Source organism: Achromobacter sp. PD1, assembly GCF_048541815.1.
GTDB lineage: Bacteria > Pseudomonadota > Gammaproteobacteria > Burkholderiales > Burkholderiaceae_B > Achromobacter > Achromobacter bronchisepticus_A.
In genome coordinates, this window is sequence record NZ_CP183349.1 from 4,581,768 (window position 1) to 4,608,487 (window position 26,720).

Genomic DNA, 26,720 nt, shown 5'->3' on the forward strand with positions numbered 1-26,720 from the left:
CGTAACAGGCTGCTAATTTCTGCCTGGCGGCCTGCATTGCGCAAACCCTGCGCAGCTTCTTACGATCCGCCGATCCTGCCCTTGCCCGACAAGCGGCGCGATCCCCGCAAGACCGAAAGGAGCCCATCCATGCAGACCGCCTACGTCCCCGTCCCGACCATCGCCAAGCCGGCCGCCGCCCCCGCCTGGAGCGCCGCCGACATCATGGCGCTCTACGAGCTGCCGTTCATGGATCTGGTGTTCCGGGCGCAGCAGACGCACCGCGCCCACTTCGATCCGAACGCCATCCAGCTGTCCAGCCTGCTGTCGATCAAGACTGGCGGCTGTCCCGAAGACTGCGCCTATTGCCCGCAGTCCTCGCACTACGACACCGGCCTGGACGCCGACAAGCTGATGCCCCTGGCGGACGTGGTGGCCGCGGCCCGCAAGGCCCAGGAGGGCGGCGCGCAGCGCTTCTGCATGGGCGCCGCCTGGCGCAGCCCCAAGCCGCACCACCTGGAGGCGGTGGCCGAGATGGTCAGCGCGGTGAAGGCCCTGGGCCTGGAGACCTGCGTCACGCTGGGCATGCTGCGCGAAGGCCAGGCCGAACAGCTCAAGAGCGCCGGCCTGGACTACTACAACCACAACCTGGACACCTCGCCCGAGTTCTACGGCAAGATCATTTCCACCCGTACCTACCAGGACCGGCTGGACACGCTGGACCGGGTGCGCGACGCCGGCATCAACGTGTGCTGCGGCGGCATCGTCGGCATGGGTGAATCGCGCCGCGAACGCGCCGGCCTGATTGCCCAGCTGGCCAACATGGAGCCTTATCCCGAATCCGTGCCGATCAACAACCTGGTGCAGGTGGAAGGCACGCCGCTGGCCGGCGTGGAAGCCCTGGACCCGTTCGAATTCGTGCGCACCATCGCCGTGGCCCGGATCGCCATGCCGCGCGCCGCCGTGCGTCTGTCCGCCGGCCGCGAAGCCATGGATGACGCGCTGCAGGCCCTGTGCTTCATGGCGGGCGCCAACTCGATGTTCTACGGCGACGCCCTGCTGACGACCGCCAATCCGCAGATGGAAGCCGACCAGCGCCTGCTGCAGCGCCTGGGCATGCGCATCGACGCAGCCCAGCACACGCACCACGACGCCACGGCATGCCGTTGACGCCCGGCCTCCTCTACCTGCTGGCCAGCGTCGCCTGCAGCGTCACCGTGGCCGTGCTGCTGAAACTGGCGCGGCGCTACCAAGTGGACGTGCGCCAGGCTATCGCCATGAACTATGCGGTGGCCGCCCTGCTCTGCTGGGCCGTGCTGCGCCCGGACCCGGCGACGCTGCTGACCCCGCAAACGCCGTGGCTGGTGCTGGCCGCGCTGGGCGTGCTGCTGCCCAGCGTGTTCCTGGCGATGGCCGCGGCCGTGCGCCATGCCGGCATCGTGCGCAGCGACGCGGCGCAGCGCCTGTCCCTGTTCATCCCGCTGCTGGCGGCCTTCCTGCTGTTCGGCGAACCGGTAAGCGGCCGCAAGCTGGCCGCGACGCTGCTGGCCGCCAGCGCCTTGTATTGCCTGCTGCGCCGTGCGCCCCGCGTGCAGGCGCCGGGCGAGGACACGGTGGCCAACAGCCGCGCCATGTGGCTGTGGCCGCTGGTCGTCTGGGTGGGCTATGGCGTCATCGACATCCTGTTCAAGCAGATGGCGCGCGCCGGCACGGCTTTCGCGGGCGGGCTGCTGCTGGCCTTCCTCATCGCCGGGGTGTTGATGCTCTGCTACCTGCTGTGGCGGCGGGTGCGCTGCCAGCTTCGGCACCTGGCCGCGGGCGCGGCGCTGGGACTGGCGAACTTCGGCAACATCCTGACCTACATCCGCGCGCACCAGTCGCTGCCCGAACATCCCGCGCTGGTATTCGCGTCCATGAACATGGGCGTGATCACGCTGGGCACGCTGGTCGGCGCGCTGGCTTTCCGCGAACCGCTGACCCGGCTGAACCTGCTGGGCATCGCGCTGGCCCTGGCGGCCATCGTGCTGATGGCGCCCTGGTAAGGGCGCCATCCCGGCCTCAGGTGCCGGTGCGCATCTGGCGTTCGTCTTCTGCGGCGTCGTCCGCCGTATCCTTGGCGGCGTCGCCTGGCGGTTCCGCGGCGGGCGGTTCGGCCGCCGCCACGGGCGCAACTTCGGGCTGCACCATTTCCATGGCGATGTCGGTGGCCGGATCCACGCGCGGATCCAGCACCGCCGCGGCGGGCGAGCTCTGCAGCGTGTCCGGCATGGGCACGAAATGCGTGGGCGCCTCTTCCACCTGATGCGCGCCGGTGACGCGGGTGGGACGCACCTGCCAGACCAGGATCAGGGCGCAGGCGGAAATGAAGACGTAGTACATGCTGGGGCCGGCCAGGGACATCAGCACCCCGGCGATCATCGGCCCGACACATGCCCCCACGCCGTAGGTCATGAGCAGCACGGCCGACAGGCTGACCCGGCGCTCGGATTCCACGTGATCGTTGGCGAACGCCGCGCCCAGCGGGTACAGCGTGAACTGCAGCACGCCGAAGACACAGGACATGGCGACCAGCGCCCAGTACGGCAGCACGATCCAGCCCCACATCACCACCGGCAGCAGCACCAGCAGCAGCGCGTTGAAGCGGATCAGCCCGGCGCGGTTGATGCGGTCGGACAGCCAGCCCATGGGCCATTGCGACAGCAGGCCCGCGGTCACCGCGGCGGCCACGAAGATCGCCGCCTGCGAGGTCGACAGGCCATGCTTGGCGCCGTAGACGGCCGCCAGGCCGTAGAAAGCGCCGGAAAGGTTGCCGGCCACGAACAGCACCGTCATGGACAGCGGCACGCGCCGCATGAAGAAGCGTATATCCAGCGGCGCCGGGAGCGGCGTGGGCGGGTGCGAACGCGCCGTGACGGCGATCGGCACCAGGCACAGCACCAGGCACATGGCCACCAGCGTCAGGGGCCGCAGGTCCAGCGTGGCATAGGCCGTCAGGGCCAGTTGACCCAGCACGGTGCCCAGGCCGGACACAACCATATAGACCGAGAAGACGCGCCCGCGCTGGTGGTTTTCGGTCTGCTCGTTGAGCCAGCTTTCGATGACCATGAATTCGGTCACCATCACGATGCCCGAAATGACGCGGAACACCAGCCACAGCGGCATGGAGTCGACCAGCGTCTGGGCCAGGATCATGCTGGTGGCCACCGCCGCACAGGCGACGAACGCCCGGATGTGGCCCACCCGGATGATGAGTTTGTGCCCAAGGCGGGCGCCGCACACCAGGCCCAGGTAGTAGCCGGCGATCAGGGCGCCGATCCATACCTCGCTGACAGACTGCGCTGTCAGCCTGAGCCCCATATAGGTGTTGAACAGACCCGTGCCGATGAGCATCAGCAAGGTCGCGAAGTAAAGCGACGAAAAAGAGGAGATGGTGGCGAGCATGGCGTCGGCAACCGCTGCTGGCGGCAACGCAACAGGCCGCGAAAGCGGCCCGCTGCGCTAAGCGGTAAAACAGGAACTGCGTGGGATCAGACTTGCGACAGCATCGTGGCGGCGTCGCTGACTTCGAACTTGCCGGGGCCCTCGACGTTCAGCTGCTTGACCACGCCATCGACGATCAGGGCAGAGTAGCGCTGCGAGCGCACGCCCATGCCGCGCTGGATCAGGTCCAGCTCCAGGCCCAGTTCCTTGGTCCACAGGGCGGAACCGTCGGCCAGCATGCGGACCTTGCCTTCGGTCTTCTGCTCGCGGCCCCAGGCGCCCATGACGAACGCGTCATTGACCGACACGCACCAGATTTCATCGACGCCCTTGGCCTTCAGGGCCGCGGCCTGTTCCACATAGCCCGGCAGATGCTTGGCCGAGCAGGTGGGCGTGAAGGCGCCCGGCAGGGCGAACAACGCGATGGTCTTGCCGCGGGTCAGGTCGGCGACCTGGAACGCGTTGGGACCCAGCGAGCAGCCGGCGGTTTCGGTTTCGATGAATTCGGTCAGGGTGCCGTCCGGCACGCGATCGCCGACTTTGATCGTCATGTAGATCTCCAGGAGGAATAGGGACAATGCACTGGGGCAGGAGCGCCCCACAGGCTCCATCATAGTTCCTGCGCGGCCGCCTTGCTGGCCAGCCGGCGTCCGGGAAAGAAAGATGCACAGTCTGAAACGACTCCACACCATGGCTACACGGGCTCGAAACGGCTGATTGCCATAATGTTGTGGTTGCAATCACCGCCCGCGCACGCCGCGCTGCCGGCTGGCGGGCATCTAGCGGAGATTCATCGATGCGCAAGATCTTGACCGGCCTGGCCCTGACGCTGGCCTCGGCCACCACGGCCTGGGCGGCTCCCGATGCCGCCGAACAGGCCCAATACGACTCCTTCGTCATCGCCGCCGGCGCCTCCAACGGCGCCGCCCGCGCCTGCGGGGCGTCCGAACCCGACCTGGCCCAGCACCAGGCCACGGCCCGCAAGAACCTGCTGCAGTATGCGCAGGAATATGGCTTTTCTTCGGGCGGGTATGACGGGCTGTTCCAGAAAGGACAGGGCCAGGGGACGGCGATGATGGAAGAGATGAAGCGCTCGGGAGTGGATGGGTGCCGGGGGGTGCTGGGCGGGTTTCAGAACGAGAGGGTGATGGAGTATGAGGAGATGAAGAGGGCGTTGGCTGAGGTTAGTGATGGGTTGCCGGGGGAGAAGGCGCAGTAGGTTTTGATGGGTGATGGCTTGATGGGCGACCGTTGTGTTCTTGAGACGCCTGACGCGGCGCGGGCCTGGGGCGCGCGGGGCAACGATTGTGTAGTGGTCAAGTTTTAGTGGACACCTGCATAGGTAGTTTTGGGGCTTGGCTGCGTTCATACGCAGCCGGCGCCCGATAGCCCAACTTGGAGTGCAGCCGCTGGGGGTTGTAGAAGTTCTCTATGTAGTCCTGGATGTCGTGCTGTGCTTCGGCACGAGTGGCATAACGGTTCTTCCACAGGCATTCGACTTTCAGGCTGAGGAAGAAGCGTTCCATGACGGCGTTATCCCAGCAGTCACCTTTGCGGCTCATGCTGCATTGGATACCGTGCTGCGTTAGCACGGCTTGATACTCCGCGCTGGCGTATTGGAAGCCCCGATCCGAGTGGAGTAACAGCCCTCGGGCGGGATGACGCTGGCGGATCGCCATCTCCAGGGCCTGCCTAACCAGAGGCGTATGCGTGGTGGGTGCCGTTGCCCAGCCGACCACGCGGCGTGAGTAAAGGTCCAGGACGGCTGCCAAGTAAAGCCAGCCCTGGGTCGTCTGGATATAGGTCACATAGGACACCCAGGCGAGATTGGGTTGGTCCACGTCAAACTGCCGGTCCAGGACATTCTTGAACACCGGCTTACCTAGGCCAGCCACAGTGGTCACGACGAACCGGCGCTTCCATACTGGACGCAGTTGCGCTTGGCGCATCAGAGTGCGCACCCGATGCCGTCCAACTATGATTCCTTGGGCTCGTAGCGCATGGGAGATACGACGGCTGCCATAAGTGGATCCGCTAGCCCTAAAGGCCGCTGCCACATGAATCTGTTCACGCAACGCCTTCGGTTGCACCCGCCTGGTGCACCGGGCGTAGTAGCCAGAGCGGCTTACGCCGAGCACCCGGCAGATGTGGCTAACGTGATAGGCCTTCCGTTGCAAATGCGCCACCAGGGCAAAGCTCACTTGAGCTCGCGGGCAAAGAAGGCCGAGGCTTTTTTTAAGAGTTCGTTGTCCAACTTCGCTTGCCGAAGCTCGATCTCTAGCTCTCGGATGCGCTGTTGCTCAGGGGTGATTGGCTTGCCTGGTCCCCGCTTGCCCAGTAGGTCCGCCTCGTACTGAACCAGCCAGCGCCGTAACGCTGTCTCGCCAATCCCCACTGAGGCGCAGACCTCGGGCACGCTGAAACCCTTGTCCTTGACCATCCGAACAGCTTCCAGCTTGAACTCGGCGGTAAACACGCGTCTTCTAATCTTGGTCATGACCCACCTCCTAGGTTCAACCTATCTGGGTGTCTACCAAAATTAGACCACTACATTGCGGTCCGGAGCGTTCGCTCCGGACTTCCCCGTCCTCATCCTCGTTGCCGCCTACGGCGGCTGCCTTCGGATTCCGTCGGGCTTATCGACGCCCCGCGCACCCCAGGCCCGCGCCGCGCCAGGCTCCGTCATTTGAAACTTGACGTCAGCTGGGACGAACGGTGTGCTTAGGGTTCTCGCCGCCGTTGGGGTATGGCGATGGATCTTGCGGGGCCCGCCCCCGGCCGGCCGCGCGGGCGGCCTCTGGGGGCTTACGCGGTGTCTTGCGATTCCCGATGGCGCTGCGCGCTGGTGAGGAGCGCTCTTGGATGTCACGGGCAATTTTTCGTGACGGCCCATCAAAGCGCGTTGGCAGGTCAATCGCCACTTGAACTCCAATGCCGGATGGGTGGCGCGCGTACTGGTCTTCATGCGCAAACAGCTGCCCGCCGCGCGCCACCCATCACCACCCCTCCCCCCTTGACGGCGACGCCAGAAGAAATCCAATCGGCGCATGCGCTCCAGCGATCACCATCACACTTAAAACGATGACGTATGTATTAATCGGCCGCCCGCGCGGCCGATTAATACGGGCGCCCAAAACTCGCCCCCGACCACGGCTCCAGCAGCGCAACAAGCCAAGACGCACGTAGCCCGTCGGCGCGGGCGGCGTGGCGGCTCGCAACCTCGATGCGCCCGAGGGAATCTGAAGGAAAGGCCGCAGGCCTTGACGAAGATGACGACGGGGGGGGGGCCGCCGAGGCCAGTCCGGAGCGAACGCTCCGGACCGCAATCGTGGGCGCGAGCCGCCACGCCGCCCGCGACGACGGGTGACCTACGAAGACTCGGGCGACCTACGAAGACTCGGGGAACCTACGAAGACTCGTGCGAACCCATAGCGTCCAAGAAGACCCAAACGAACCTACGAAGATCAAAGCCCGTTCTGCTTGAACCAATCCAACATCCGCGTCCAAGCCTGCTCCGCCTCAGCCTTCCGATAAGAAGGCCGATAATCCGCATGAAACGCATGCGGCGCGTCCGGATACACATCGATCCGTGAAGCCTTCGCCGCCGCCGGCCCCTGCGCCAGCTCCAGCCGCATCTTGTCCACGTCGGCCATCGAAATCCCGGCGTCCTTGCCGCCATAAGCCCCCAGCACCTTCGCCTTCAGGTCATTCACCTGGCTCAGCACCGATTTGGGCTTCAGTTCCGAAGGCTGCCCGCCCAGTTGGCCGTACCAGGCCGCGCCGGCCTTGAGCTTCGGGTTGTGGGCCGCGTACAGCCATACCTGGCGACCGCCCCAGCAGAAACCCACGATGCCCAGCCGGTCCGGATTGCCGCCGTTGGACGTGGCCCAGGCCGCGGTCGAATCCAGGTCGGTCATCACCTGAGCGTCCGGGACCTTGCCGATGATTTCCGCCTGCAGCTTGGGGATCTCGGTGTATTTGGACGGATCGCCCTGGCGCGCGAAAAGTTCGGGCGCAATGGCCAGATAGCCCTGGTGGGCCAGCCGCCGGCACACGTCCTGGATGTACTCGTGCACCCCGAAAATCTCCGACACCACCAGCACCGTGGGCAAGTCCTTCTTGCCCTTGGGCGCCGCGCGGTATGCCGGCATCTTGCCGTCCTTGACCGGGATGTCCACCTTGCCGGCCACGAGGCCGCTGGCGTCCGTGGTGATCGTCGTCTGCGCCACGGCCTGGCCGGCCGCCAGCGAAAACCCCGTCGCCACCGTGGTGGCCATGAAACCCCGCCGGTTCAGCCGCAAGGGCGGAAGCAGGCTGTCGAAGTGCGCGTCCTGGTCATTCATCGAGAATCTCCTGGCAAAAAGCTGGCAGGGGCGGCTGGGCGCCGCCTCCCGGACCAGCCTGGTTCACTTCAGGGAGAAGTCCACGCGCGAGGGTTGCCCCTCGTCCTTGATGCCATCCGCGTCCAGTTGCGGCGCAACGATGAACACGCGATCCGCGAGTCCTTCCTGGGCTTGCAGCTTCTCATACACCGCCTGCGCGCGCGCATCGGCCAGTTGGCGCAACTGCTCGTCGCCCACCGGCGCCACGCTGCGCAGCATCTCCTCCATCTGCGCCGCCGGCACTGACTTGGACATGCCGATGAAATTGCGAGGCTTGTCCTTGATGTCCGTGTCGTCGTAGACCTCTTCCAGATACTTGGCACGCTCCGCGCCAGAGACCTCGACGCCCGCCGGGTTCGGCTTCTTGCCGCGCGGCGTGGTGGCGGCGGCCTTGGCGGCGCGGATCTTGGCGTCGACCCAGGCCTGGCGCAGGCCTTCCATGTCGGTCTTGGGATCGGCGCGGCCGCTGATGTCCATCTTCAGCGCCGGACGGTCCGTCAACGCCTTGGTCAGCGTGTCGATGCGTTGCAGGCTGTCCTCGGTCAGCGCCGCGCTGCCCGGCGCGAATTCCACGTACGACAGCTCCTCGCCGCCGCCAAAGGCCGAGGCCAGCAGGCTGAAGGGCGACGTAACCGCCTTGACCACCAGGTTCAGCAGCACGCGCACCACGATGCCGCCCACCGAGAACTCCGGATCGTCCAGCGAGCCGGAAATCGGCAGGTTGATGTCGATGTTGCCGCGCGAGTCCTTCAGCAAGGCCACGGCCAGCAGCACCGGCAGCTTGGTCGCGTCGGGGCTGTTGGTCTTGTCGCCGAAAGTCAGCTGGTTCAGCACCACGTGGTTGGTGGCCTGTAGCGCACGGTCCTTGATCTTGTATTCCAGGTCCACCGAGAGCTTGCCGCGCTTGATCGGGTAGCCCACGTACTTGGCCGAATAGGTGTTGAAGCGCGGCAGGTCCACGCCCTTGGCCGAGGCCTTCAGGTCCAGCGACAGGTACTTGGCGAAAGGCTGCACCACGCCGCTGATCGACAGCGGCGCGGTGGTGTAGACGCGGCCGGTGACCTTGACCTTGGCGGGCTGGGGATTGGTGGACGACACCGCCGTGATCGAGCCTTCGATGCTGGACAGCTCGGCCACGTAGTTGGGCTTGACGAAGCGGTCCGTGAAGGTCATGCGGCCGCGGTTCAAGGTGACGCTGTTCACCGAGATGTCCGGCATGCCCCCGCCCCCCTTGGCGGCGGGCGCCGCGGGTGGCGGCGCGGCGCTGCGGCCGGGGGTCTGCGTGTCCTGGGTGATGGAGCCGCCGGCCTGGCCGGGAGCCGCCACCAGGTCCATGACGTTCAGGCGGCCTTGCGCATTGAGCAGCACGCGGCCGTAGAAATCCTCGAGCGCGATATCGCCCAGCTTGGCGCCGATCTTGTCGCCGGCCACCGAGATATCCATGCCGGTAAAGCCCAGGCGCTTCCAGTTCAGGAAGTCATCCTTGTTGACGCGGTCCTGCAGGTCCACGCCGGTGACTTCGACGCCGCCCTTCCAGCTGGCCTTCATCGGCGCCGAGCCAGCCGCGGCGGCAAACTCCGCATTGCCCTTGGCGCCCAGCGTGATGGCGCGCACCGTGGCATTCAGGCTGGAGGCCGCATAGGGCGCAAAGGACGCGACATTCAGTTCCGACAGGTCCACCGAGGTTTTCACCGTCAGCGGCTGCGGCGTGAATGCGCCCTTGAGATCGAGCTTGCCATTGCCCTGGATGCCGGCGGCGGCCAAGGTGAAATTGCTCTGGCCCGGACCCATGGCCAGGCGGTCCGCGGTCACGCGCAGGCTTTGCAGCGCGATGTCCAGGGCGGGCTTGAGGGATTCGTCGCGGGCCTTGAATTGCGTCAGGTCGGCCTGCACGGCGCTGGCCGATGCGTCCACCGCGCCGTTCGTTTCCTTCACGTGGACCTGCGCGCTGGCGGCCAGGCGGCCGTCCAGCAACGTGATCGGCGCCGCATTGCGCACGGCCGGCGCCAGGGGCGCCAGCGCGATGTTGCCCAGGCGCACGCCCAGTTCCAGCGACAGCGGCTTCAGGACCAGCGGCCCCTTGGCGCGCAGCCAGCCGCCGTCGGTGCTGTTGTCCATGGTCAGCCACAAATTGATGGGCTGGCCGGACACCTGCGGCAGGGCCACGCCCTCGACCGTCGCGGCCAGGCCGGTCATCACGTAGTCCAGCTTGCTGACCGCGTCGGTGACATAGACCTCGCCTTCGTGCAGATTGAAGGCGTCCAGCTCGACCTTCCATTCGGCGGGCGCGGGTGCAGGCGCAGGCTGGGGCGCGGCGGCGTCCGCGGCTGGCGTTCCTGCCGCAGCAGCCGTGGCGGAAGGGGCGGCGGGCGACCCCGCGGCGGGCGATCCCGCGGCGGGCGATCCCGCGGCGACAGGGGCCGCGGCGGCTGCCGCTGGCGCAGCGCCCTTGGCGGCGGCGTCCGCCGTTGCAGCCGGCGCGCCCTGGGCCGGCGCAGCGGCCGTGCCAGCCTTGCCGTCCGCTTTGGCGGGATTCAGGCCGCTGGCCTTGCGCAGCTTGTCGGCCACCGGCGTGGCGGTCGGCTCCACGCCGCCCAATCGTTTCAACCCGGCAACCACGTCCAGCCAGTTCAGGTTGGCATTGGCGTAGCGGCGCACGTGGATCTGCGGCGCCCACAGGCCCACCTCGCCCACATAGGCGTGGCGCGCAATGGGTTCCAGCTCCAGGCGGGTGACGGTCAGCGCGCTCCAGGCGGCGAGATTTGCCCCGGCGGTGTCGCGCAGGTCCAGCCGCCGCAGGCCCAGGTCGCCGACCACGCGGATCTTGGGCGGCGCGTCCTTGGGCTGCTCGAACACCACTTGCAGGTTGGAATCCAGCAGCGCGCTTTCCACCTTGAACGGCAGCGGCATGGGCCAGACGTCCGCCCACTTTTCCAGCTGCAGGCCATTGAAGGCCACCCGCAGCGTGGACGAAGGCACCTTGTCGAAGGGGCGCGCCACGCCGTTCAGATCGAAGGGGCTGCCGTTGATGCGCAGATGCACGCGCGGCTGCACGTCGATGTCGGTGGCGTAGCCGAAGGTGGAGATGAACGGCACGCCCACGCCCAGCTCGTCGACCACCTGCTTGCGGCCGGTGACCTTGTCATCCAGCGTGATCGTGCCGTTCTCGATCACCATGTTATTCAGCGAGAAGCGCGGCAGCCCTGCGTCCGGCTTGGGCGGTTCCTCGGGCTGGGCGGCCGTCAATTCGGCCACTCGTTGCTGAATATCAGAAAAATTGAAGCGCGTGACGTCCTCGCGGACGATGGCGATGTTAGGCTCGCGCAGCGTCATTCGATCGACGACCGGCGCAAACCAGAACAGGGAGGTCCAGGCCGCGCTGACGTCCAGCTCGGCCAGCGTCAAGAGCGGCGTCTGCGAATCGGGCTGGGCCACGGCCAGGTCGCGCGCGCGGACCGTCAGCGTGAAAGGATTGAAGCTGATGTCGCCGACGGAAACGTCCCGCCCGATCATCTTGGAGACGTCCTGCACCAAGACGTTGTGCAGCACTTTGGGGACTTGCCAGGCGGCAACCCCGAAAAGGACCAGTACGAATGCCGCAATACCCAGAAGAATCTTGCCGACCCGGCGGGTTAACCGAAGTTTGGGCATCCGCAAGGGCATTGCGCGTCTCCTGATACGTGTGAAGGACGAGCGTTTCCGTCCTTCTAATGACTACAGGCGCGATTATCGCGCCCCCTGCACCGCTCGTCTATCATAGGCGTATCGATGGGCCGATCCGGCCAGCCGGGACCGCCCTTTTCAATCATTAACAATTATCGCTCCCGATTCCCATGTCCACGCCCACCCCAACCTTGAGCCACCTGGATGAAGCCGGGCAGGTCCGCATGGTCGACGTCATCGCCAAGACGGACACCGAGCGCGTGGCGATCGCCACCGCCAGCGTGCGCATGAACGCCGTCGCCTATGGCCTCCTGACCCAGCCGGGCCAGGGCAAGGGCGAAGTCCTCAACACCGCCCGCGTCGCCGCCATCCTGGCCGCCAAGCGCTGCGCCGACACCATTCCGCTGTGCCACAGCCTGCCGCTGGCCTTCGTCGGCGTCGAGTTCGCGCTGGACGACGCCGAACACCGCATCGACGTGCTGGCCACCTGCCGCACCAGCTACAAGACCGGCGTGGAAATGGAAGCCATGATGGCCTGCAGCGTCGCCGCGCTGACCATCTACGACATGTGCAAGGCTGCCGACAAGGGCATCGTCATCGAGCAAGTTCGCCTTAAGTACAAGGCAGGAGGAAAAAGCGGTGAATGGCGCAACGATTAATCTTCTCTACTTCGCGCGCGTGGCCGAACTGGTCGGCAAGCGCTCCGAAGCCTGGCCCCTGGAAGGCGAGTCCACCGGCGCGCAGCTGCTTGCCGCGCTGGGCGAACGCTACCCCCAGCTGGCGCCCTCCGCGCGCCTGAAGCTGGCCATCAACCAGACCCACGCCAAGCCGTCCGCGCCCATCCGGGCGGGCGACGAGGTCGCGGTATTCGAACCCGTCACCGGAGGTTGAACGCCATGATCAGCGTCCAGGAAGCCGACTTCGACGGCGCCGCGCTCACGGCCGCGCTGCGTGAGAGCGCCGGCCCGGGCGTGGGCGGCATCGTCACGTTCGTGGGCTATGTGCGCGACTACGCGCCCGACACGCCCACCGATACGCTCTTTCTCGAACACTATCCGGGCATGTGCGAACGCGAGCTGGAAGAGATCGCCGCGACCGCCCGCGCGCGCTGGAACCTGGCCGGCACGGTCATCGTGCACCGGGTGGGCGCGCTGCATCGCAACGCCCAGATCGTCTTCGTGGCGGCGGCCAGCGCCCATCGCGGCGACGCCTTCCGCGGCTGCGAATACATCATCGACGCGCTCAAGACGCGCGCGCCCTTCTGGAAGCGCGAGACCCTCGCGGGCGGCAGCAGCTTCTGGGTGGAGCAACGCCAATCCGACCAGGACCGCACGCAGTCCTGGGATGAAGACACCACCGTCTAGAAGAGGAGAATCCATGAGCGACGAAAGCCTTGTTTCGCTGGCCTGCGCCGTACTGACGGTCAGCGACACCCGCAGCGCGGGCGACGACACTTCCGGCAATCTGCTGGCCCACAGCCTTGCGCATGCCGGCCACCAGTGCGTGCGCCGCGACATCGTCAAGGACGACATCTACCAGATCCGCCGCATCATGAGCGACTGGATCGCCGATCCCGAAGTGCAGGTGATCCTGACCACGGGCGGCACGGGCTTCTCGCATCGCGACCACACGCCCGAGGCCATCATGCCCCTGCTGGACCGTGAAATCCCCGGCTTCGGCGAACTGTTCCGCCAGATCTCCTACACCGAAATCGGCAGCTCCACCATCCAGTCGCGCGCCTTTGCCGGCTCGGCCAACCAGACGCTGATCTTCTGCCTGCCCGGTTCCAACAACGCCTGCGAAACCGCTTGGGCGCAGATCATCCGCGAGCAGCTGGACAGCAGCCACCGCCCCTGCAATTTCGCCACCCATTTCAAGCAACGCGAAGAAGACAACTGACCCATGCTGGATTTTGATCAAGCCCAGACCCTGCTGGCCAATGCCGCAGGGCCGCTGCAACGCAGCGAAGAGGTGAGCCTGGCCGATGCCGCCGACCGCGTGCTGGCCGCCGATCTCACCGCCACCGTGGACATACCGCCCGCCGACAACAGCGCCATGGACGGCTACGCGTTGCGCGTGGCCGACTGGGGCGCCGGCGTGCGCCTGCCCATCCAGCAGCGCTGCTACGCGGGGGAAATGCCGGAACCGCTCAAGCCCGGCCACGCCATCCGCCTGTTCACCGGCAGCCTGATCCCGGAAGGCGCGGATACGGTTGTGATGCAGGAAGACACCGCCGAAGCCGACGGCCAGGTGGAAATCTCGCGCGCGCCCAAGCCCGGTCAGCACATCCGCCGCCGCGGCGAAGACACCATGGCCGGCGCGCCGCTGCTGGCCGCGGGCACCGTACTTGAAGCCGCCCACGTGGCGCTGATGGCTTCGCAAGGCCTGGCCCGCGTGCGGGTCGTCGGCCAGTTGCGCGTGGGCATCCTGACCACCGGCGATGAGCTGGTGCTGCCCGGCCAGCCGCGCGCGGCCGAGCAGATCTACAACTCCAACGGCCCCATGCTGGCCGCGCTGGCGCGCGGCATGGGCGCCCTGCCTGTGCACGTGCTGCACGCCCGCGACACCGAGGCCGACCTGCAGGCCGCCTTCAAGACGCTGCTGGCCGATTGCGACCTGGTGGTGAGCGTGGGCGGCGTGTCGGTGGGCGAACGCGATCTGGTCAAGCCCGCGCTGGCCTCGCTGGGCGGCGAACTGGCGCTATGGAAGGTGCGCATGAAGCCGGGCAAGCCGGTGGCGCTGGCGCAGATCGACGGCAAGCCCGTGGTCGGCCTGCCCGGCAACCCCGTATCGGCCTACGCCGTGTTCACCCTGCTGGTGACGCCGCTGATGCGCCGCATGCAGGGCCGCGACACGCTGTTCCCGCCGACCAGCCTGCTGCCCCTGCGCACCGAGCATCCGCGCCAGGACGGCCGCGAGGAATTCCTGCGCGTGCAGCGCCGCCTGGCCGAGGACGGCAGCGCGGAACTGGTGCCCTACGGCCATCAGGGTTCCGGCGTGATCAGCTCGCTGCCCTGGGCGACGGGTCTGGCGCGCCTGCCGGCCGACGTGCAAGTGCAGGACAAGGACCGGGTCGCCTACTACGACCTGCGTCACTGGCTGGCGTAGCGCTCGGCCCGCGCCAGTTCATCTGGCGTGTTGACGTTCATGAAGGCATCGGGCGCGTCATCGAAGCAGGCTTCGACCGCGCCCGTTCTCGCCTGCCACAGCCCCACCTTGCGGTCCCCGGCCCGCAGGTACGCCAGCAGATCGGGCAATAGCGACGTGCGCAAGGCCATGCAGGCCGAATGGCGCTGTCCGTCCGCCACCGCATAGGCCATGGGCGCATTGGCCGACTCGGCCGCGCGCACCAGGCGCGCCGCCAGATCCGCGGGCAGGAACGGCGTGTCGCAAGGCGCCACCACCAGCCAGGCCTCCCGCTGCGCGGCCGCCAAGCCCGCGGCTATGCCCAGCAGCGGCCCTTGCCAGGCGCCCAGATCGGCTTCGCCGTCCCGCACGACGTCGCCGTAGCGGGCATAAAGATCCAGATGACGGTTGGCGCTGACGATCAGGCGCGACACCTGCGGCGCCAGGCGGCGCGCCACGTGCGCCACCATGGGTTCGCCGCGCAGCACGACCAGGCCCTTGTCCTGCCCGTGCATGCGCGCGCCCTGGCCGCCCGCCAGGATCAGCCCCGCAATTCCCTTGCTGGCAGGCGCTTCAGCCACCGATGTAGCTCATCTCGATCTTGCGCGCAGGATCAGCCATGTTGCGGCCGCGCAGCTCGGAATAATGGTCGTTGCGCCCCGCCCAGATGCCCGCGATGATGGCGGCGAGCTCGGCATCGCTGGCGCCGTCGCGCAGCGGCGCGCGCAGGTCGTAGCCGTCGTGCGCGAACAGGCACAGGAAGAGCTTGCCTTCCGGCGACAGGCGCGCGCGCGTACAGCCGCCGCAGAAGGCGTGCGTGACGCTGGAGATGACGCCGATCTCGCCGCCGCCGTCCAGGTAGCGCCAGCGTTCGGCCACGCGGCCCATTTCGCCGCTGGCCACGGGTTCCAGCGGATAGGCCGCGCCGATGCGGTCCAGCACTTCCTGGCTGGGCACCACTTCGGCAAGATTCCAGCCGTTGGTATTGCCCACGTCCATGTATTCGATGAAGCGCAGGATGTGGCCGGAATGGCGGAAGCGTTCGGCCATGGGCAGGATCTGCCCGTCGTTCAGGCCGCGCCGCACCACCATGTTGACCTTGACCGGCGCAAGTCCGGCCTCGGCCGCGGCGTCCACGCCTTGCAGCACGTCGTCGGGCGTGAAGCCGCTGTCGCTCATGCCCTGGAACATGGCCGGGTCCAGCGCGTCCAGGCTGACGGTGACGCGCGTAAGGCCGGCGCTCTTGAGGGCCGCGGCCTTGCGCGCCAGCATGCTGCCGTTGGTGGTCAGGGTCAGGTCCAGCGGACGGCCGGCGGGGGTGCGCAGGTCGGCCAACTGGCCCACCAGGTTCTCGATATGCTTGCGCAGCAGCGGCTCGCCGCCGGTCAGGCGGATCTTCTCCACGCCCAGTTGCGTGAAGATGCCGGCCAGGCGGCTGATTTCCTCGAACGACAGCAGCGCCGAATGCGGCATGAAGGTGTAGCTGCTGTCGAAGACCTCGCGCGGCATGCAGTAGGTGCAGCGGAAGTTGCAGCGGTCCGTGACCGAGATCCGCAAGTCGCGCAGGGGACGCGCGCGCTGATCCAGCGCGGGCTGTCCGTGCGGCGGCAGTTCGCCGGGCGCCAGCGGGGCCAGCGGCCCGCTGCGGCGATCGGCAAGAAAGATCACTTTGCTCATGGGAGCATCATATCCCGGCGCATCGCGTTTCGCGCTCATGGAAAGGCCTCCTGCAACGACTGCAACCGGCCGGTGTCGCGGGCGTCGTAGCCCGCCAGCTGGCCGACGTAGCCGACGTAGTCCGGGCTGCGCATGATGGACAGCAGGTCGCGCATGGCCGGCGTCTCCAGCGAGGACTTGCGGATGGCGAAGAAATAGCGCTCCCGCACCAGCGGAATGAAGTCCAGTCCGAAGCGGCAGGCGGCCGTTTCCACCCCCACGCCCGTATCGGCCATGCCGCTGGCGATGTGCGCGGCGATGGCCATATGGGTGAATTCATTGGTTTCGTAGCCCTGGACCTCGCTGATCGAGACCCCCGCCCGCTGCAGCATCAGGCCTACCAGATAGCGCGTGCTGGAGCCGATCTGGCGGTTGACGAAACGCACGTCGGGCCGCGCCAGATCAGCCATGCCGCGTATGTGCTTGGGATTGCCGGCGGTGACGAACAGGCCGGCATTGCGCACCGCCAGATGGATCAGCATGTACTCGTCCGCATGCAGCCATTGGGCGTAGCGCTCCATGATGGGCGCTTCGAAATCGCCCAGCGGCACCTGGAAGCCCGCCAGGTCGCACTCGCGCCGCTCCAGCGAGGCCAGCGCCTCGATGGCGGTGCGGTAGCGCAGTTCCAGGCCCGGCTTGCGGTTGCCCATGTGCTGCATCAGCGACTCCACCGCGAAGCCGTGGCTGGCGTGCAGCCGCAGATGCGGGCCGCTCTCGGGCAGCAGGCGCTCCAGCTCTTCCTGCAGTTCCGAAGCCATGCTGTCCAGCGTGGGCATCAGCCGGGCCTCGATGCGGCGGTTGGCCCACAGCAGGCGCTGCGCGAACGGCGCCAACTGCGTGCCTTGCCGGCGGTTGGTGATGAGCAACTGCGTGCCGAAGATGGCCTCGAAACGGCGCAGCACGCCCCAGGCATGCCGGTACGACAAGCCACAGGCGCGGCAGGCCCCGGCAATATTGCCAGTGGCGTCAATGGCCGACAGCAGCGCCAGCATGTCCTGCAATGGCACCGGCGCCTGGTCGTCGTCTCCGCCCAGAGTCCATTGCGGCCGCAGGCCGATACGGAACTTATATGTCATTTATTTCTTATTGAAGACGGTGAATTACCCCGTTAGAGTACACAAATAATGCGGCTGGAGGGGTTTTTATATGCTGTTAAAAACATATAAACCCAAATAGCATCCAGCCCGGTACAACAGCAACGCAGGAGGAGACCGACGTGCATCAGCGCGAGGCAACATCCGATCTGGCATCCAGCGGCGGCGCCCGCGGCGGCCAGATGGCCCTGGACGCGGCCCAAGCGTCCCCCACCCCGGCCATCGCGGCCACCGCCCGCATACTCGCCCGGCTGAAGGACCAGCCCGGGCCCCTACTGCCCGTGCTGCATGCGGTCCAGCATGAACTGGGCTGTATTCCGGCCGCGGCGGTGCAGACCATCGCCGAGGCCCTGAACCTGTCCCGCGCCGAGGTCCACGGCGTCATCACCTTCTACCCCCATTTCCGCAACGAACCCGCGGCGCGCCACACCCTGGAGGTCTGCCGCGCCGAAGCCTGTCAGGCCATGGGCGGCGAACGCCTCGCCGCCCATGCGCGCACGGCGCTGGGCTGTGATTTCCACGCCAACAGCAAGAACGGCGATTTCACCCTGGAACCGGTGTATTGCCTGGGCCTGTGCGCCCAGTCGCCGGCGGTGATGATCGACGGCCTGCCCCATGCCCGCGTCACGCCGGAAAAACTGGACCGCCTGCTGGCCCGCACGCTGGAGGGTCAATCATGAGTTCCCCCATCGTCATCTACGTGCCGCGCGACGCCGCGGCGCTGGCCATGGACGCCGACACGGTGGCGCGCGACATCGAACGCGCCGCCGACGCCCGCCGCCTGTCGGTGCAGATCGTGCGCAATGGCTCGCGCGGGCTGCTGTGGCTGGAACCCATGGTCGAAATCACTACCCCGCAGGGCCGCGTCGCCTACGGGCCGGTGCAGCCCGAGGACGTCGCCGCGCTGTTCGACGCCGGCTGGCTAAGTGGCGGCGAGCATCCGCTGCGCCTGGGCCTGACCGAAGAAATCCCCTACCTGAAGCACCAGGAACGCCTGACCTTCGCCCGCGTCGGCGTGACCGATCCGCTGTCCCTGCAGGACTACGCCGCCCATGGCGGCCTGCAGGGCCTGCAACGCGCCCTGGCCATGGAGCCGGGGCAGATCGTCGACGAAATGGTGGCCTCGGGCCTGCGCGGCCGCGGCGGCGCGGCATTCCCGACCGGCATCAAGTGGAAGACGGTGGCAGGCACCCCCGGCGACCAGAAGTACATCGTCTGCAACGCCGACGAGGGCGACTCCGGCACCTTCGCCGACCGCCTGCTGATGGAAGGCGACCCCTATGTGCTGATCGAAGGCATGACCATTGCCGGCCTGGCGGTGGGCGCCACCTACGGCTATATCTACGTCCGCTCGGAATATCCGCAAGCCATCGACACCCTGGAAGCCGCCATCGCGCGGGCGCGCAGCGTGGGCTGGCTGGGCGATGACGTGCACGGCAGCGGCCGCCGCTTCGACATGGAAGTGCGCAAGGGCGCGGGCGCCTACATCTGCGGCGAGGAAACCTCGCTGCTGGAAAGCATCGAGGGCAAGCGCGGCGTGGTCCGCGCCAAGCCGCCGCTGCCGGCGATCTCCGGCCTGTTCGGCAAGCCCACGGTCATCAACAACGTGATTTCGCTGGCCACCGTACCCATCATCCTGGCCAAGGGCGCTGCCTATTACCGCGACTACGGCGTGGGCCGCTCGCACGGCACGCTGCCGTTCCAGCTGGCCGGCAACCTCAAGCACGGCGGCCTGGTCGAGAAGGCCTTCGGCCTGAGCCTGCGCGACCTGCTCTACGGCTTCGGCGGCGGCAGCGCTTCCGGCCGGCCGCTGCGCGCGGTGCAGGTGGGCGGCCCGCTGGGCGCCTACCTGCCGGAATCGCAATGGGACGTGCCGCTGGACTACGAAGCCTACATCCAGATATCCGCCATGGTCGGCCACGGCGGGTTGGTGGCCTTCGACGACACCGTGGACATGGCGCGCATGGCGCGTTACGCGATGGAGTTCTGCGCCATCGAATCCTGCGGCAAATGCACGCCCTGCCGCATCGGCTCCACCCGCGGCGTGGAAACCATAGACAAGATCGTCGCGGGCGGCCCCGGCCGCGAGCAGCAGGTACATCTGCTGCGCGACCTGTGCGACACGATGCTGGGCGGATCGCTGTGCGCGCTGGGGGGCATGGCGCCCTACCCGGTGCTGTCCGCGCTGAACCACTTCCCGCAGGACTTCGGCATCGAGTCCTCCCAGTCTGCCGCGCACGCGGCCTGAACCCGAGACCGACATGCTAGAAACCGTCATCAAGCGCGATCGCGACCTGGGCACGCCGGCGCGCGAGTCCGCCGTAACCGTCACCCTGACCATAGACGGCCAGGAAATCACGGTGCCCGAAGGCACCTCGCTGATGCGCGCGGCCGCCGAGGCCGGCATCAACATTCCCAAGCTGTGCGCCACCGACAGCCTGGAGCCCTTCGGTTCGTGCCGGCTGTGCCTGGTCCAGATCGAAGGCCGCCGCGGCTATCCCGCGTCGTGCACCACCCCGGCCGAGAACGGCATGGTGGTCTACACCGAAACCCCCAAGCTGCACGACCTGCGCCGCGGCGTGATGGAGCTGTACATCTCCGACCACCCGCTGGACTGCCTGACCTGCCCGGCCAACGGCGACTGCGAACTGCAGGACATGGCCGGCGTGGTGGGCCTGCGCAACGTGCGCTACGGCTACGACGGCGCCAACCACCTGAAGAGCGAAAAGGACGAGTCCAATCCGTACTTCACCTATGACGCCTCCAAGTGCATCGTCTGCAACCGCTGCGTGCGCGCCTGCGAGGAAACGCAGGGCACCTTCGCCCTGACGATCTCCGGCAAGGGCTTCGAATCGCGCGTGTCGCCGGGGCAGGACCAGCCCTTCCTGGATAGCGAATGCGTGTCCTGCGGCGCCTGCGTGCAGGCCTGTCCGACCTCCACCCTGCAGGAAAAGACCGTCATCATGATGGGCCAGGCCGAACACTCGGTCGTGACCACCTGCGCCTACTGCGGCGTGGGCTGCGGCTTCAAGGCCGAGATGAAGGGCCAGGAAGTGGTGCGCATGGTGCCCTGGAAGGACGGCCAGGCCAACCGCGGCCATTCCTGCGTCAAGGGCCGCTTCGCCTGGGGCTACGCCACGCACAAGGAACGCGTGCTCAAGCCCATGATCCGCAAGCACATCACCGACTCCTGGAAGGAAGTGTCCTGGGACGAGGCGATCAACTATGCGGCCTCCGAATTCCGCCGCATCCAGGGCCAGTACGGCCGCGATGCGGTCGGCGGCATCACCTCCTCGCGCTGCACCAACGAAGAAACCTGGCTGGTGCAAAAGCTGGTACGCGCCGCCTTCGGCACCAACAACGTCGACACCTGCGCGCGGGTCTGCCACTCGCCCACCGGTTACGGCCTGAAGCAGACGCTGGGCGAATCCGCCGGCACCCAGACCTTCGATTCCGTCATGCACACCGACGTGGTCATCGTGATGGGCGCCAACCCCAGCAGCGGCCATCCGGTGTTCGCCTCGCGCCTGAAGCGCCGCCTGCGCCAGGGCGCGCGCCTGATCGTGATCGATCCGCGCCGCATCGAACTGGTCAGTTCGCCGCACATCAAGGCCGACTTCCACCTGCAGGTGCGCCCCGGCACCAACACCGCCCTGCTGTCCTCGTTGGCCCATGTGATCGCCACCGAAAACCTGATCGCCGAGGACTTCGTGGCCGAGCGCTGCGAAGCCAAGGCCTTCAAGGAATGGCGTGACTTCGTCTCGCTGCCTGAGAACTCGCCGGAAGCCATGGAAGAAATCACCGGCGTGCCGGCGCAGGCCGTGCGCGGCGCGGCGCGCCTGTATGCCACCGGCGGCAACGGCTCGATCTACTACGGCCTGGGCGTGACCGAACACAGCCAGGGCTCCACCACCGTCATGGCCATCGCCAACCTGGCCATGGCCACCGGCAACATCGGCCGCGAAGGCGTGGGCGTGAACCCGCTGCGCGGGCAGAACAACGTGCAGGGCTCGTGCGACATGGGCTCGTTCCCGCATGAGCTGCCGGGTTACCGCCACATTTCCGACAACACGGTGCGCGCGCAGTTCGAGCAGGACTGGGGCGTGACCCTGCAGCCGGAACCCGGCCTGCGCATCCCCAACATGTTCGAGGCCGCGCTGGGCGGTTCGTTCAAGGGCCTGTACTGCCAGGGCGAGGACATCGTGCAGTCGGACCCCAACACGCAGCACGTGGCGGCGTCCCTTGCGGCCATGGAATGCATCGTGGTGCAGGACCTGTTCCTGAACGAAACCGCCAAGTACGCCCACGTGTTCCTGCCCGGCTCCTCGTTCCTGGAAAAAGACGGCACCTTCACCAACGCCGAACGCCGCATCTCGCGCGTGCGCAAGGTGATGGAACCCAAGAATGGCAAGTCCGACTGGGAAGTGACGGTGGCGCTGTCCAACGCGCTGGGCTACCCCATGAATTACAAGCATCCCAGCGAGATCATGGACGAGATCGCGCGCCTGACGCCGACCTTCACCGGCGTCAGCTATGAAAAGCTGGACAAGCAGGGCAGCCTGCAATGGCCCTGCAACGACGAAGCGCCCGATGGCACGCCCATCATGCACATCGACGAATTCGTGCGCGGCAAGGGCAAGTTCATGATCACCAAGTACGTGCCCACGGACGAGCGCAGCACGCGCCGCTTCCCGCTGCTGCTGACCACGGGCCGCATCCTGTCGCAGTACAACGTGGGCGCGCAGACCCGGCGCACGCCCAACGTCATGTGGCATGGCGAGGACGTGCTGGAACTGCATCCGCAGGACGCCGAGGACCGCGGCGTGAAGGATGGCGACTGGGTCGGCATCCAGAGCCGCGCGGGCGAGACCGTGTTGCGGGCCACGCTGACCGACCGGGTGCAGCCGGGCGTGGTATACACCACCTTCCATTTCCCCGAGTCCGGCGCCAACGTCGTCACCACCGACAGCTCCGACTGGGCCACCAACTGCCCCGAGTACAAGGTGACGGCCGTGCAGGTCACGCGCGTGTCCCAGCCTTCGGAGTGGCAGCGCCAGTGGTCGCGCTTTGCAGACATCCAGCAAAAGCTGCTGCGCGAGCGTTCGCGCGAAAGCGAGGCGGCGCTGACCGGGAAATAACCCTCAGCCCGAACCGCCAGGACGCCGCCATGCCCACGCCCCCGCCTTCCCGCCCCGACTGCACGCAGGTACAGGTCACCCGCGTGCGGGGCGGCGCCCTGGTCCCCGGGGTCGAAGCCGACTCCGTGGCCGAGGAAACGCCGGTCGCGCTGGAGTTCAACGGCATCAGCCACGCCACCATGCTGGCCACGCCGGCCGACCTGGAAGACTTCGCGGTGGGCTTCGCACTGTCCGAGGGCATCATCGACGGCGTCAGCGACGTGCGCGGCATCGACCTGCTGCCGCAATGCGACGGCATCGTGGTCCAGCTGGAAATTTCCACCGCCTGTGAAGTGCGGCTGAAGTCGCGCCGCCGGGCCATGGCCGGGCGCACCGGCTGCGGCCTGTGCGGCGTGGAAACGCTACCCGAAGTGCTGCGGCCGGTGGCGCCCGTCACCAACGGCTCGCCCGTGCGCATCCAGGCCGTGCTGGCCGCCATGCGCGAAATGCGGGCGCGCCAGGCGCTGCACGACATCACCGGCGCCACCCACGCCGCGGGCTGGGCCGGCGCCGACGGTACCGTCGCGCTGGTGCGCGAGGACGTGGGGCGCCATAACGCCCTGGACAAGCTGGTCGGCGCCCTGGCGCGCCAGGCCATGCATGCCGGCGACGGCATCGTCGTGGTGTCCAGCCGTGCCAGTTTCGAAATGGTGCAGAAAACCGCGGCGGCCGGCGTGGCCGTGCTGGCCTCGGTGTCCGCGCCCACGGCGCTCGCCATCCGCCTGGCCCAGGACGCCAATGTCAGCCTGCTGGGCTTTCTGCGCGGCGACGACGCCACGCTGTACACCCACCCATCACGCATCATCCCCTGAACCGGACCTGACCCAAGCATGGAAATCGGCAATCTGATCCGCATGGCCAACCGCATCGGCCAATTCTTCGAAGCCATGCCCGACCGGCCCGAGGCCCTGGAAGGCGTGGCCAACCATATCCACAAGTTCTGGGAGCCGCGCATGCGCAATGAGCTTCTGAACTTTCTCGAAAGAAGTCCGGACGGCAATGCTGGCGAGGAACGCCTGCACCCGCTGGTGCTGGAAGCGGTCACGCAGCACCGCAAGCGCCTCACGCCGCTCGCCCGTGTGGCGTAACGCCATAGCGCCCGGCAAGACGACAGAAACACCACAAGAGAGAAAGGCGGCGGGACCGGCCGGATGCCGGACCACGCACGCCAATGAGCGGCGCCAAAAGAGGAGACAACATGCAAAGCACTGCCACGCTGGACCTCCCCGGTTCAAAGCCGGGATTTTTCGATAAGGAACGCACCATCGCCGGCCCGGGTTTCTCGCGCTGGCTGGTTCCCCCTGCCGCCCTTGCCATCCACCTGTGCATCGGCATGGCCTATGGCTTCTCGGTGTTCTGGCTGCCGCTGTCCAAGGTGGTGGGCGGCGCCAAGCCGCTGGCCTGCCCCGCGGACATGAGCCTCGTCGCCGAGCTGTTCGCCACCAATTGCGACTGGAAGATTTCGACCATGGGGTGGATGTACACCCTGTTCTTCGTGCTGCTGGGCTGCTCGGCCGCGCTGTGGGGCGGCTGGCTGGAACGCGCGGGCCCGCGCAAGGCGGGCGTGGTGTCGGCCCTGTGCTGGTGCGGCGGCCTGGTCATCTCCGCCATGGGCGTGTACCTGCACCAGATGTGGATGCTGTGGCTGGGCTCGGGCGTCATCGGCGGCATCGGCCTGGGGCTGGGCTACATCTCGCCCGTGAGCACGCTGATCAAGTGGTTCCCCGACCGCCGCGGCATGGCCACGGGCATGGCCATCATGGGCTTTGGCGGTGGCGCCATGATAGGCGCGCCGCTGGCCGACCTGCTGATGCGCCACTTTGCCACGCCTGAATCGCCGGGCGTCTGGCAGACCTTCCTGACCATGGCCGCGGTGTACTTCGTCTTCATGATGTCGGGCGCGCTGGGCTACCGCGTGCCGCCGACCGGCTGGAAGCCCGAGGGCTGGACCGCGCCGGCCAAGCATGCCGGCAACGCCATGATCACCAAGGGCCACGTCCATGTGCAGCGCGTCTGGGGCGTGCCGCAGTTCTGGCTGGTGTGGTGGGCGCTGTGCCTGAACGTCACGGCCGGCATCGGCATCCTCGGCATGGCCTCGCCGCTGCTGCAGGAAGTGTTCGGCGGCGGCCTGATCAACCAGCCTGAGCTGGGTTACTCGCAGCTGGACAAGAACCAGCTGGCGGCCATCGCCGCCATCGCCGCCGGCTTCACCGGCCTGCTCAGCCTGTTCAATATCGGCGGCCGCTTTTTCTGGGCCAGCCTGTCCGACAAGCTGGGCCGCAAGACCACCTACTTCATCTTCTTCGTGCTGGGTTTCGCGCTGTATTCGGCCATCCCCTGGACCGCGCACATCGGCGCGCTGGCTCTGTTCGTGGCCGCTTTCTGCATCATCCTGTCCATGTACGGCGGCGGCTTCTCCACTGTGCCGGCGTACCTGGCCGACCTGTTCGGCACGCAGATGGTGGGCGCCATCCATGGCCGGCTGCTGACGGCCTGGTCGGCGGCGGGCATCTTCGGGCCGGTGCTGGTGAACTACATCCGCGAATACCAGCTGTCCATCGGCGTGCCGCGCGCCCAGGTGTACGACATCACCATGTACATCCTGGCGGGCATGCTGGTGCTGGGTTTCCTGTGCAACCTGGCGATCCGGCCCGTGAATCCCAAGTACTTCATGAATGACGAAGAACTGGCGCGCGAGAAGGCGCTGGCCCACGAACGCGCGGTCGCCACGGAAACGCACGGAGTCGGAACATCCGCGTTCCGCACGCCGGCGGCGCTGGTGGTGTTCGCCTGGGCCTGCGTGGGTATCCCCCTGGCCTGGGGCATCTGGATCACGCTGCAGAAGGCGGTGGTGCTGTTCCACTGAGCCAGGCGGGTGCCGCGACGGGGCGCGAAGCTGCTACATTGGCAGCCCGCGCCCCTTCTTTTTGCTTTCTCCATGACCACCCTGCCCCGCGCGCCCCGCCTTGCTGGAGCGACACGTTGACCGTCCCTGAAATCCGCTGGGAAGAAAACCAGACCCCGCACGCCGCCCGCTGGCGCTCCGAATCCGGCGCCGCGCCGCCCAAGCGCGTGGTGGTGGCGGACGACACCATGACCGCCGACATGGCCTACCGCCAGGCCTGCGAAGGCGTCGGCCTGCTGTGGCGCGGCGATTTCCAGAATGCGCGGCAATTGCTGCAAGCCATCACGCGGCGGGTCGACAAGCGTCCCCGCAAACCCGTGGACAGCCTGCTGGACGCCTTCAACCAGCACCGCCAGATCCAGTCGCAGCGCGCCCGCATCCTGGGCATGCTGCTGATTCCGTTCGACGCCGGTCACGGCATTCCGCTGCGCCGCGCGCCCGACGCGCGCCTGGCCTGCGAGGAAGCCCACGGTCCCGCCGCCGAGCCCTACGTCGCGTCGCTGCGCGAACTGCTGGGCCTGATCGGCGCCTTCGAATGGCGCAAGAAAGGCGTGGAGATTCCCGCGCTGAATGCCCGCATCCATCCGCACTACGGCGTGTTCTCGCCGCTGCGCGGCGAGTACGTTGACCTGGTGGCGCGCACCCCGATGCCGCGCGGCAGCGTGGCCTTCGACATCGGCACCGGCACCGGCGTGCTGGCTGCCGTGATCGCGCGCCGCGGCGGCAAGCGCGTCATCGCCACCGATATGGATCCGCGCGCGCTGGCCTGCGCCCGTGAAAACCTGGAGCGCCTGGGCCTGTCCAAGCAGGTCGACGTCGAACAGACCGACCTGTTCCCCGAAGGCCGGGTGTCGCTGATCGTCTGCAACCCGCCCTGGCTGCCCGCCCGCCCCAGCTCGCCCGTGGAGCATGCCGTCTACGACCCCGACAGCCGCATGCTGCGCGGCTTCCTGAATGGACTGGCGGCGCATCTGACGCCCAACGGCGAAGGCTGGCTGATCCTGTCGGACCTGGCCGAGCATCTGGGCCTGCGCAGCCGCGAAGCGCTGCTGGAGATGATCAGCCAGGCCGGCTTGCGCGTGATCGAGCGCATCGACACGCGTCCCACTCACGGCCGCGCGCAAGACGCGAGCGACCCGCTGCATGCGGCGCGTTCGAAGGAAGTCACGTCCTTGTGGCGCCTGGGCGCGGCCTGACG

At 67.3% G+C, this 26,720-nt stretch carries 23 protein-coding genes; 15 read left to right on the forward strand and 8 right to left on the reverse strand.

The annotated features are described in order from the left end of the window. Positions 1–129: 129 nt before the first annotated feature. Positions 130–1,149, forward strand: a complete 1,020-nt coding sequence (gene bioB / locus ACM1PE_RS21595) for a biotin synthase BioB (protein ID WP_118933853.1) — start codon at positions 130–132, stop codon at positions 1,147–1,149. Continuing rightward, positions 1,146–2,021: an EamA family transporter gene (locus tag ACM1PE_RS21600; RefSeq protein ID WP_165867922.1), complete on the forward strand. Its 876-nt coding sequence runs from the start codon at positions 1,146–1,148 to the stop codon at positions 2,019–2,021. Before bioB ends, ACM1PE_RS21600 begins: the two co-directional genes overlap by 4 nt. 16 nt (positions 2,022–2,037) lie before the next feature. Here ACM1PE_RS21600 and ACM1PE_RS21605 read toward each other — a convergent pair whose 3' ends face one another. Continuing rightward, positions 2,038–3,420: an MFS transporter gene (locus tag ACM1PE_RS21605; protein ID WP_059380246.1), complete on the reverse strand. Its 1,383-nt coding sequence runs from the start codon at positions 3,418–3,420 to the stop codon at positions 2,038–2,040. 86 nt (positions 3,421–3,506) lie between these two features. Next, the gene (locus ACM1PE_RS21610; RefSeq protein WP_054451571.1) at positions 3,507–4,010 is read right to left on the reverse strand and encodes a peroxiredoxin; all 504 of its coding nucleotides are present in this window, start codon (positions 4,008–4,010) and stop codon (positions 3,507–3,509) included. A 245-nt stretch (positions 4,011–4,255) separates the two neighbouring features. Between ACM1PE_RS21610 and ACM1PE_RS21615 the strand changes: the two genes are divergently transcribed. Then, on the forward strand, positions 4,256–4,678 hold the full coding sequence (locus ACM1PE_RS21615) for a hypothetical protein (RefSeq protein ID WP_118933850.1): 423 nt from the start codon (positions 4,256–4,258) through the stop codon (positions 4,676–4,678). A gap of 97 nt (positions 4,679–4,775) precedes the next feature. Here the strand turns inward: ACM1PE_RS21615 and ACM1PE_RS21620 are convergent. From ACM1PE_RS21620 to ACM1PE_RS21630, 3 genes are all read right to left on the reverse strand, one after another. Then, positions 4,776–5,956 (reverse strand): IS3 family transposase gene (locus ACM1PE_RS21620; protein ID WP_419340881.1). Its coding sequence is split into 2 segments (ribosomal slippage): positions 4,776–5,701 and positions 5,701–5,956, totalling 1,182 coding nucleotides; the frame shifts between segments, so codons are not numbered across the junction. 967 nt (positions 5,957–6,923) lie between these two features. Beyond that, entirely contained in the window at positions 6,924–7,802 is an 879-nt protein-coding gene (locus ACM1PE_RS21625) for a dienelactone hydrolase family protein (RefSeq protein ID WP_419340882.1), read from the reverse strand. Between the two features lie 63 nt (positions 7,803–7,865). Further along, the gene (locus tag ACM1PE_RS21630; RefSeq protein ID WP_419340883.1) at positions 7,866–11,504 is read right to left on the reverse strand and encodes a DUF748 domain-containing protein; all 3,639 of its coding nucleotides are present in this window, start codon (positions 11,502–11,504) and stop codon (positions 7,866–7,868) included. Between the two features lie 170 nt (positions 11,505–11,674). Between ACM1PE_RS21630 and moaC the strand changes: the two genes are divergently transcribed. Genes moaC through glp form a run of 5 tightly spaced genes read left to right on the forward strand, consistent with a single transcriptional unit; the run spans position 11,675 to position 14,612 of the window. After that, on the forward strand, positions 11,675–12,163 hold the full coding sequence (gene moaC / locus ACM1PE_RS21635; RefSeq protein WP_042794830.1) for a cyclic pyranopterin monophosphate synthase MoaC: 489 nt from the start codon (positions 11,675–11,677) through the stop codon (positions 12,161–12,163). Continuing rightward, positions 12,144–12,395: a MoaD/ThiS family protein gene (locus ACM1PE_RS21640; RefSeq protein WP_059377940.1), complete on the forward strand. Its 252-nt coding sequence runs from the start codon at positions 12,144–12,146 to the stop codon at positions 12,393–12,395. The genes moaC and ACM1PE_RS21640 overlap by 20 nt, the downstream gene beginning before the upstream one ends. 5 nt (positions 12,396–12,400) lie before the next feature. After that, positions 12,401–12,868 carry a molybdenum cofactor biosynthesis protein MoaE gene (locus ACM1PE_RS21645; RefSeq protein ID WP_059377938.1) on the forward strand — a complete coding sequence of 156 codons (468 nt, stop codon included), beginning with the start codon at positions 12,401–12,403 and terminating at the stop codon, positions 12,866–12,868. 13 nt (positions 12,869–12,881) lie between these two features. After that, positions 12,882–13,403, forward strand: a complete 522-nt coding sequence (moaB, locus tag ACM1PE_RS21650; protein ID WP_054451576.1) for a molybdenum cofactor biosynthesis protein B — start codon at positions 12,882–12,884, stop codon at positions 13,401–13,403. Positions 13,404–13,406: 3 nt separating this feature from the next. Next, positions 13,407–14,612: a gephyrin-like molybdotransferase Glp gene (gene glp, locus ACM1PE_RS21655; RefSeq protein ID WP_419340884.1), complete on the forward strand. Its 1,206-nt coding sequence runs from the start codon at positions 13,407–13,409 to the stop codon at positions 14,610–14,612. Here glp and mobA read toward each other — a convergent pair. From mobA to ACM1PE_RS21670, 3 genes are read right to left on the reverse strand one after another with little or no spacing between them, the layout of a single operon-like run. Beyond that, entirely contained in the window at positions 14,597–15,145 is a 549-nt protein-coding gene (mobA, locus tag ACM1PE_RS21660) for a molybdenum cofactor guanylyltransferase MobA (RefSeq protein ID WP_059377964.1), read from the reverse strand. The two genes, glp and mobA, sit on opposite strands and share 16 nt — an antisense overlap. A gap of 58 nt (positions 15,146–15,203) precedes the next feature. Next, on the reverse strand, positions 15,204–16,307 hold the full coding sequence (gene moaA / locus ACM1PE_RS21665; RefSeq protein WP_059377934.1) for a GTP 3',8-cyclase MoaA: 1,104 nt from the start codon (positions 16,305–16,307) through the stop codon (positions 15,204–15,206). A 35-nt stretch (positions 16,308–16,342) separates the two neighbouring features. Next, positions 16,343–17,422, reverse strand: a complete 1,080-nt coding sequence (locus tag ACM1PE_RS21670; RefSeq protein WP_059377931.1) for a substrate-binding domain-containing protein — start codon at positions 17,420–17,422, stop codon at positions 16,343–16,345. Positions 17,423–17,562: 140 nt separating this feature from the next. Between ACM1PE_RS21670 and ACM1PE_RS21675 the strand changes: the two genes are divergently transcribed. The 7 genes from ACM1PE_RS21675 to ACM1PE_RS21705 all read left to right on the forward strand — a co-directional run bounded on the left by ACM1PE_RS21675 (position 17,563) and on the right by ACM1PE_RS21705 (position 26,718). Further along, complete coding sequence (locus ACM1PE_RS21675; protein ID WP_419340886.1) at positions 17,563–18,120, forward strand: formate dehydrogenase subunit gamma; 558 nt, start codon at positions 17,563–17,565, stop codon at positions 18,118–18,120. Further along, a complete protein-coding gene (locus ACM1PE_RS21680; RefSeq protein ID WP_419340888.1) occupies positions 18,117–19,688 on the forward strand; it encodes a formate dehydrogenase beta subunit in 1,572 nt (523 codons plus the stop codon). Before ACM1PE_RS21675 ends, ACM1PE_RS21680 begins: the two co-directional genes overlap by 4 nt. Positions 19,689–19,701: 13 nt before the next feature. After that, positions 19,702–22,578 carry a formate dehydrogenase subunit alpha gene (gene fdhF / locus ACM1PE_RS21685; RefSeq protein WP_059377926.1) on the forward strand — a complete coding sequence of 959 codons (2,877 nt, stop codon included), beginning with the start codon at positions 19,702–19,704 and terminating at the stop codon, positions 22,576–22,578. A 29-nt stretch (positions 22,579–22,607) separates the two neighbouring features. Next, on the forward strand, positions 22,608–23,429 hold the full coding sequence (fdhD, locus tag ACM1PE_RS21690) for a formate dehydrogenase accessory sulfurtransferase FdhD (protein WP_059377923.1): 822 nt from the start codon (positions 22,608–22,610) through the stop codon (positions 23,427–23,429). Between the two features lie 18 nt (positions 23,430–23,447). Then, entirely contained in the window at positions 23,448–23,705 is a 258-nt protein-coding gene (locus ACM1PE_RS21695; protein WP_419340889.1) for a formate dehydrogenase subunit delta, read from the forward strand. A gap of 110 nt (positions 23,706–23,815) precedes the next feature. Continuing rightward, positions 23,816–25,483 (forward strand): OFA family MFS transporter, encoded by a 1,668-nt coding sequence (locus ACM1PE_RS21700; RefSeq protein ID WP_059377919.1) that lies wholly within the window; start codon positions 23,816–23,818, stop codon positions 25,481–25,483. A 116-nt stretch (positions 25,484–25,599) separates the two neighbouring features. Beyond that, positions 25,600–26,718, forward strand: coding sequence for a methyltransferase (locus tag ACM1PE_RS21705; RefSeq protein ID WP_251881058.1), 1,119 nt, complete (start codon positions 25,600–25,602; stop codon positions 26,716–26,718). Positions 26,719–26,720 lie beyond the last annotated feature (2 nt).